The following is a 6,537-nucleotide window of genomic DNA, read 5'->3' as shown; positions in this document are numbered from 1 at the left end:
GCGTTCGCTGTATAGTTTTGAAACAACAAGCCTGAGGGTTTGTTAGTTAATTACATATGTATGGAAGAGACCCCGTGAGGGGTCTCTTTTGTTTTAACCACTGATTTGCATTCTCCTTGAGAGCTATCGGCTCTGCTGTGTTCTTATGGCGCGCGTTGGTGAATACTCTAAAGGCTAAGAAGACCTCATGAAATATAATAGGCGCATCAGGGTGTTGAAAATCTGTGAGAGTGCGTATGCTTTCTTGTTATCTTAGGAGCATGGAGACTTTACAATCTGCCCCAGACCCGAAGGATTTGACGCTATCGATAGATGAGAGGTGTGAACTTATCGTCTGGGCGGCAGATTGTATGTATCGGATACTGCCTATTTTCGAGAAGCAGTATCCTGCTGATCCTCGGCTTCGGCAGGGGCTTGCTGCGGTCGCTGAGTTCAACCGCGGTGCATTATCTGTTGGAACTATGCGTCAGCACGCCTTGCTCTGCCATGCTACGGCCCGGGACTGTGAGACCCCGTCTGCGCAAGCCGTAGCTAGAGCCTGCGGACATGCGATTGCCATAGCCCATATGGGTGCACATGCACGCAATATTGAACGATATACTCGCAAAGTGCTTTCGGAAAAATCTTTGACCGAAGAGCTCGAATGGCAACGGTCACATATTCCTGCTCGATTCTTTAGCTATGTTTTTGCGCGCTAAGCAGCGCATACCCACACGTAGAATTTCGGAAGCCAGAGAAGTCCTTTTTACCGGTCTGTGATAGCGTGCCTGAGGCGTCATGACGGGAATACTAATACCAATGATTCACATTCTTCTGAACGGGTTTCTGGAACGTTTACTGTATTAAGTACCGACGAATACCTATCTCGCGTTAGAGTGAATGTATGGAGTATCCGCTTTTTTCAGACCGACAGCAGGAACCGTATACGGGAGAGGACACCTCAAAATGCCGGACGGTGGCGCTCATCGCTGAGGTTAAGCTGCCTTTAGCGGAACTATGGCTGGCGTGTACTGAGTATATCCATCTGTGGTGGCCGCGGGAGCTTCTGCGGGACGAAGAAAGCTATCTGGAGCTTACCGATACAGTTCTTACTGAAGAAGACTCGCAGGGGTATGTAACAACTCTTGCTGAGGTAATCTACTATGAGCCCGAGGACGTGCTGGGCTTTTTGCCTCTGCCCGATACTAAACTGCATCAGCTTCTGCGTGATGACAGCGGGTTTAGCATACTTTTCGACGAAGACGGCGCAGAATCTTCACTTATGGAAATCACCTCTGGTTTAGTGAAACCCCGTGAACTTGCGGCTGAGTACGACGAGCTGGGTGTTTATACGATCCAACGTTATGGCGCAGAACTTATTTTGAAGGCGTGCGCACGATTCTTTGGCGCTGAACTTCAAGCAGAGTCTCTCGTATCGGGTATGCTTGACAGCTATGAGCACTAGGCAGGCCGCATCGGAAAGAGGTATCGCAGACAGTACAGTACAAGAGGCCGAACACGACATTATCGTTCGTCGCTCTTTGCCGATTGGGCAGTGGCTGAACCTGCTGGCAATCCCGATCTTGGGTCAGCTGATTCAAACTGCTTTCTTCGTTCTGCTGGTGTTCGGTTTCTTCTTATGGTTTGCTTCTGGCGGTTACCGACCAAACCATCGAGCTGTGAGTAGGAACCAAGCCCGAACATCTGAAAATTTTAGACCTTGAAGTCAGCTACAACGTGGTTGTGCTTAAGGCGACGATGATTGTTGCGGTATTCTCTGGGCTGAGCTTTGTGACAACGACCAGTAGCGACGATCGGCACGCGCGTGACTTCTTAGACCCGATGGTGCTGCGTCTGCGAAAAATCCTGCTGATTCGAGTTCGAGATATATCTCTCCATTTTCAGGTATGGGCGCCGAAGAGACACTGGAGGGCATGAACTGTGGTCCGCATCGGCGCAAGAAGATAGTACAGAGTCCGTTGACTAGACGGTGAAGGATAATGGACTCGAAGAAGCCACTGAATCCGGGAGTACAGACTCATCCGGAGGTGAAGATAGGTTCACAGCGCCTCGATCACAATGCCGCCAAAACGGGCATTCTTCGCCTCGCAGGTTATTCCATCAACGTAGCAGGTTGAACTGGAGTAGGTTTCTTGTAGCCCGGTATTGGCGTAATATCCGTAAAATCCGCCAAGCAGCGTTACACCCGAGCTGTTGGGAGTCGGTAGCACCTGTATATCGTAGAAAACGACCGGGCGGCCAGACCGGTCAGTCACCCGTGCAGAACATTCGGGACAGAGCGAGCGAGGATAACGTTCTAAAGTCTTCACGGGCTTGGAACAAACGGGGCATGCAATTTCCATGAATGGTGGCTTGACCATGGAGGATATCCTTCGGGTGGTTAGATGACAGCGTAGACACGTTGGAGGGGGACAGTCCCACTGCTTTTATCTTAGAGGTGTGTATCCAGGGTGAAAATGGTGTACGCCAAATAGGACATGCGCAGGGCGATGATGAACATCAAAAGTCTGAAAACCCCGTAAACCTAGCTAAGTTATTTCAACGTACGTAAGATGTTCTTATGACACGTTTTACGACCGACCACCTCAAAACATTCGTCACGGTCATCGAATACGGCACCTTCGACGCTGCTGCCGACGTTCTTGGGGTTAGCCCCTCCGCAATATCACAGCGTGTAAAAACAATGGAACAGCTGGCCGGTAAAGTTCTGCTGCAGCGCACCAACCCGGTTACCCCAACAGCCTCCGGGCAGAGCGTGTTACGTATTGCCCGGCAAAGTGAATTCCTACAGCTTGAACTGGAACGAGAACTCATGGGCGAGGGCGGATTCCAGACAGTCTCTATAGCCCTGAACGCCGATTCTTTAGCAACGTGGTTTTTGGAGGCCATACGCACGCTCGCTCAGGAGGACGAAATTTTCTGTGACCTGCGGCGTGAAGGTGAATTTCATTCCTCAGCCCTTCTGCGTACCGGGGAAGTTATGGCTGCCATAACCTCACAGCCCGGAAAAATCCCCGGATGCTCGGTAGATTACCTGGGCGTGGCGCGTTACTGGTGTGTGGCATCGCCAGCGTATGTGGATCGTTACCTTCCGGGGTTCCCCGCGAAGACTACCCGTGATGATCTGAACCGGGCACCCGTGGTGGAATATGATCGTAAAGACTTTGTGCAGGATGCTGCACGCGCTCTGATTGAGGAAGACCTAAAACTGTCCAGAGCCGAATTCGAACAGAGCCCAACGCTCTATATTCCTTCGTCACCGGACTATGCGCAGGCGGTCTATGAGGGTATTGCGTGGGGTCTGCTTCCGGAGGCACAGTGTATCGAATATTTCGCCGCCCAAACACTTGTGAAACTTGCTCAGAAGCCCGTGGAGTTCCCACTGTACTGGCAGCACTGGAATATCAACTCGCCCGTTCTGGAAAAAGTTAGCCGTCGTGTTGCTGATGCGGCTCATCAGGGGCTCTTGAACTCATGACAGACAGCTAGGGGCGAATGACATCAAACGCACCGCACCCAATTCTGCATCGCGCGGATTCACCCTGTGGCTGATAACACTCAACTTCGTGGCGGTATTCTACTGGTTGTGACTTTAATTCCACGATCGCCTTGGCAGCATTCCTAGTGGTGTTGGCGCTGTTGCAGATTATGTTGCGGCCTTTATTTGCTACGCTTGCTGCTACACAAACCATTGTTTTTACCAGCTCTTTAAAACCTCAATCGACTAGTATATATGCTTATATTGGAATATTTGCATATATAGATCTTGGCAGTGTTTTCTGCTGCACGTCGCATCGACGAAGCGCCCTAGAATCTTGTTCGCTGGGTACTGTTCTACGTCATCTTTGCGCTCTGTACAGGGATTCTCGGGTGTATACCCCCGTATATGACACAGCATGTGGAACAACTCAAAGAAAGTGCATGCCGCAGACCGACCCATGCAGCACACAGCGCTGACCCAGACGATGGTGGAGCTGATCGTCATGATCGTATTCGTACGGATTCTGCAGCCCCTGCGCGAAGAACCAGTCGCAGAGCCTCAGCACGATTAAAAGCAAGAAGAACGCGGCGGGCGCATCCCAGGGATACGGCACCGCCTCGCTTATACGTGATCTAGCGGAAGAAAAGAGTCGCCAGCCAGAATAACGCCGCAGCGACGATAAACCCGATCAACGCCCAGCGGCGTAGCCTTGTCTCCACGCGGGCGGCACGAATATCCGCACGTTTTGAAATATCCTCGGTACTCCGCATGGGATCGGAGGTAGAGCCATGCGGGGCATCCTGAGATTCTTGAGGCGAAGGAGACCCATCTGATTCGGACATAGCCCTAACCTAACGCCACCGAGTCATCATGACCATACCCACCATCATGGCACCCACGCCAATAGTCACATTCCACATGCCAATACCGGGCACAGGAAGTCGACCCTCAAAAATGTAATACGCAATAATCCAGAGAATACCCAGCGCAACGAGCGAAAACATTACCACTCGATACCACAGGGGAGTACCCTCTCTCTGTGTTCCGCTCGTTTCCATCTCGCGAGCGACCTCTAACAGACGGAGCTCGCTCGCATCTTCTTCAACGGCCTTAGCCGATTTCTTGTCTTGTGACTTCTTTGACTTAGTATTGGCAGTCTTTTTCGACTTTTTCGCAGTCGACTTAGGGGACATATTTTCCTCCGCCTCAGATGTATGGGTAACCTTATGTAGTACGTTAAAAACTATCTTTGCAGACTCGCGGGATGATTTCACCTTTCACCGGCGTTGTCATTAAAGAAAATGTAATGACTGGGACGGTAACATCCCGCTATGGAGGACACCCAAAACTATGGCGCATGCATCCGCGAAAGCGCATCAGGCAGTTCAGCCTCATAAATCTATTCTGCGGTGGACCATCCAAATCACGGGTGAGCTTCTGATCACCGTTGGTCTTGTGCTGCTGCTCTTTGTCGTGTGGCAGCTCTGGTGGACCAATATAGACGCAAACCGTTCACAGTCCCAAGCCGTCGATTCCCTAACGCACGAGTTCAGCTCCGCCGCGCCAGTCGAACAGTGGGATCCCCAAAATCCACCGGAGCCTGAAGCCGAACCCGAGCACGGAAAAGGATTCGGGGTTGTCTACATTCCCCGGTTTGGTGCAGACTACCAGCGCCCCACCGCACAGGGTACCAGTGCAGACGTGATCGATACCCTCGGTTTGGGACACTATGACGGAACCGCCATGCCGGGTGGCGTGGGCAACTTCGCGCTTGCAGGGCACCGGCAGACACGCGGGGCAGTGCTCGACTATATCGACCAGCTGCAGGTGGGCGATCACATTTATGTGCGCACCAAAGACGGCTACTACACCTACACCGTGTACGAGCATGTGATTGTGCAGCCTGACAATATTGAGGTGATCGAGCCGGTTCCGAGCAAGCCCGGACAAGAGCCCACGGAGCGCATTATGACGCTCACGACCTGCCACCCGCGTTACGGTGACACAGAACGTTATATTGTGCACGCCCGTTTTGAATCCTGGCAGCCTAACTCTGCTGGCGCGCCTGCGGAAATTGCCCAAGCAGCCCAGAACCCCGCCTAACCCGAGAGGATATAACATGTACGGTTGGATTTTTCGTCATCTTCCCGGACCTCTATGGGTTCGCATCATCATTGCTATTCTGCTTATCGCCGTGATCGTATACGCCCTCATGGAATTCGTGTTTCCGAATTTTGCCGAGTACGGTCCGTTCAACTTTGACGTTACCATCAACCATTAGCGGCGCTTGCCAAAGGAGAAGCCATGACCCGCATCCTGGTTATCGATAATTACGATAGTTTCGTGTTCACCCTCGTCGGATATCTGCAGCAGCTCGGAGCCGAGACAACCGTAATCCGCAATGACGAGTATGACCTTGATACCGTGCTCACAATGGCTGCCGAGTACGACGGCCTGCTCATCTCTCCGGGACCCGGTGCCCCCGCAGAAGCCGGGGTCATTATCGATACCATTCGCTGGGCTGCGCAGACTCATAAACCCCTGCTTGGCGTGTGTCTGGGGCATCAAGCTATCGCGGAGGCGTTTGGCGGCACCGTCACGCACGCCCCCGAGCTGATGCACGGTAAGACTTCAACCCTGGTCCACGAGAATGACTCGGTATTCAAAGGCGTACCGAACCCCTTCACTGCGACTCGCTACCATTCGCTGGCGGTCGTCCCAGAGACTATGCCTGAGGTCTTGGAAATCACCTCGACGACTGAGAGCGGCATTATTATGGGGCTGCGGCACCGGGATGCGCCCATGCACGGCGTACAATTCCACCCGGAATCCGTGCTTACCGAGAGCGGTTATCTGATGCTGGGTAATTGGCTGGAAGAAACGGGGCTTGAGGGCGCCGCTGAGCGTGCCAAATCGTTGTCCCCACTAATCGCCTAGCGGGCAGCAGTAAAGGCGCCTGACAGACCCAAGTAGGTCTGTCAGGCGCCTTCTCTATGTGTGCGGTACAGCCGAAGAAATATATGTGGGGCGTGCTTTAGATTCGAAATCTAAAGCAC

11 protein-coding genes are annotated in these 6,537 nt (G+C 52.5%); 8 read left to right on the top strand and 3 right to left on the bottom strand.

Going from position 1 to position 6,537, the window contains the following annotated elements:
* The first annotated feature begins 260 nt into the window (after window positions 1–260).
* The 3 genes from HMPREF2981_RS06705 to HMPREF2981_RS11105 all read left to right on the top strand — a co-directional run bounded on the left by HMPREF2981_RS06705 (window position 261) and on the right by HMPREF2981_RS11105 (window position 1,703).
* On the top strand, window positions 261–698 hold the full coding sequence (locus HMPREF2981_RS06705) for a putative immunity protein (RefSeq protein ID WP_070661833.1): 438 nt from the start codon (window positions 261–263) through the stop codon (window positions 696–698).
* 185 nt (window positions 699–883) lie between these two features.
* On the top strand, window positions 884–1,444 hold the full coding sequence (locus HMPREF2981_RS06700; protein WP_070661831.1) for a hypothetical protein: 561 nt from the start codon (window positions 884–886) through the stop codon (window positions 1,442–1,444).
* On the top strand, window positions 1,434–1,703 hold the full coding sequence (locus HMPREF2981_RS11105) for a hypothetical protein (protein ID WP_246825359.1): 270 nt from the start codon (window positions 1,434–1,436) through the stop codon (window positions 1,701–1,703). Before HMPREF2981_RS06700 ends, HMPREF2981_RS11105 begins: the two co-directional genes overlap by 11 nt.
* Before the next feature lie 336 nt (window positions 1,704–2,039).
* On the opposite strand, the gene HMPREF2981_RS06695 is transcribed toward HMPREF2981_RS11105, so the two are convergent.
* Entirely contained in the window at window positions 2,040–2,360 is a 321-nt protein-coding gene (locus tag HMPREF2981_RS06695) for a hypothetical protein (protein WP_013398181.1), read from the bottom strand.
* A gap of 200 nt (window positions 2,361–2,560) precedes the next feature.
* Here HMPREF2981_RS06695 and HMPREF2981_RS06690 point away from each other — a divergent pair, with 200 nt between their 5' ends.
* Both HMPREF2981_RS06690 and HMPREF2981_RS10890 read left to right on the top strand, forming a co-directional pair.
* Window positions 2,561–3,478 carry a LysR family transcriptional regulator ArgP gene (locus HMPREF2981_RS06690; RefSeq protein WP_070661828.1) on the top strand — a complete coding sequence of 306 codons (918 nt, stop codon included), beginning with the start codon at window positions 2,561–2,563 and terminating at the stop codon, window positions 3,476–3,478.
* Window positions 3,479–3,896: 418 nt separating this feature from the next.
* Entirely contained in the window at window positions 3,897–4,052 is a 156-nt protein-coding gene (locus tag HMPREF2981_RS10890; RefSeq protein WP_161800479.1) for a hypothetical protein, read from the top strand.
* A gap of 61 nt (window positions 4,053–4,113) precedes the next feature.
* On the opposite strand, the gene HMPREF2981_RS06685 is transcribed toward HMPREF2981_RS10890, so the two are convergent.
* Both HMPREF2981_RS06685 and HMPREF2981_RS06680 read right to left on the bottom strand, forming a co-directional pair.
* On the bottom strand, window positions 4,114–4,323 hold the full coding sequence (locus HMPREF2981_RS06685; protein ID WP_048751099.1) for a hypothetical protein: 210 nt from the start codon (window positions 4,321–4,323) through the stop codon (window positions 4,114–4,116).
* 9 nt (window positions 4,324–4,332) lie between these two features.
* Window positions 4,333–4,674, bottom strand: a complete 342-nt coding sequence (locus HMPREF2981_RS06680) for a cell division protein CrgA (RefSeq protein WP_013398184.1) — start codon at window positions 4,672–4,674, stop codon at window positions 4,333–4,335.
* Window positions 4,675–4,831: 157 nt separating this feature from the next.
* Between HMPREF2981_RS06680 and HMPREF2981_RS06675 the strand changes: the two genes are divergently transcribed.
* From HMPREF2981_RS06675 to HMPREF2981_RS06670, 3 genes are read left to right on the top strand one after another with little or no spacing between them, the layout of a single operon-like run.
* Window positions 4,832–5,584, top strand: a complete 753-nt coding sequence (locus tag HMPREF2981_RS06675) for a class E sortase (protein ID WP_048780287.1) — start codon at window positions 4,832–4,834, stop codon at window positions 5,582–5,584.
* 16 nt (window positions 5,585–5,600) lie between these two features.
* Window positions 5,601–5,762: a hypothetical protein gene (locus HMPREF2981_RS10885; protein ID WP_004006314.1), complete on the top strand. Its 162-nt coding sequence runs from the start codon at window positions 5,601–5,603 to the stop codon at window positions 5,760–5,762.
* A gap of 23 nt (window positions 5,763–5,785) precedes the next feature.
* Window positions 5,786–6,418 (top strand): aminodeoxychorismate/anthranilate synthase component II, encoded by a 633-nt coding sequence (locus HMPREF2981_RS06670; RefSeq protein WP_048780286.1) that lies wholly within the window; start codon window positions 5,786–5,788, stop codon window positions 6,416–6,418.
* The last annotated feature ends 119 nt before the right edge of the window (window positions 6,419–6,537 follow it).

It is taken from the genome of Rothia sp. HMSC069C01 (assembly GCF_001814655.1).
Classification (GTDB): Bacteria; Actinomycetota; Actinomycetes; order Actinomycetales; family Micrococcaceae; genus Rothia; species Rothia dentocariosa.
Note: the sequence above shows the minus strand (reverse complement) of the source record. Positions and strands in the feature narration are given on the sequence as shown.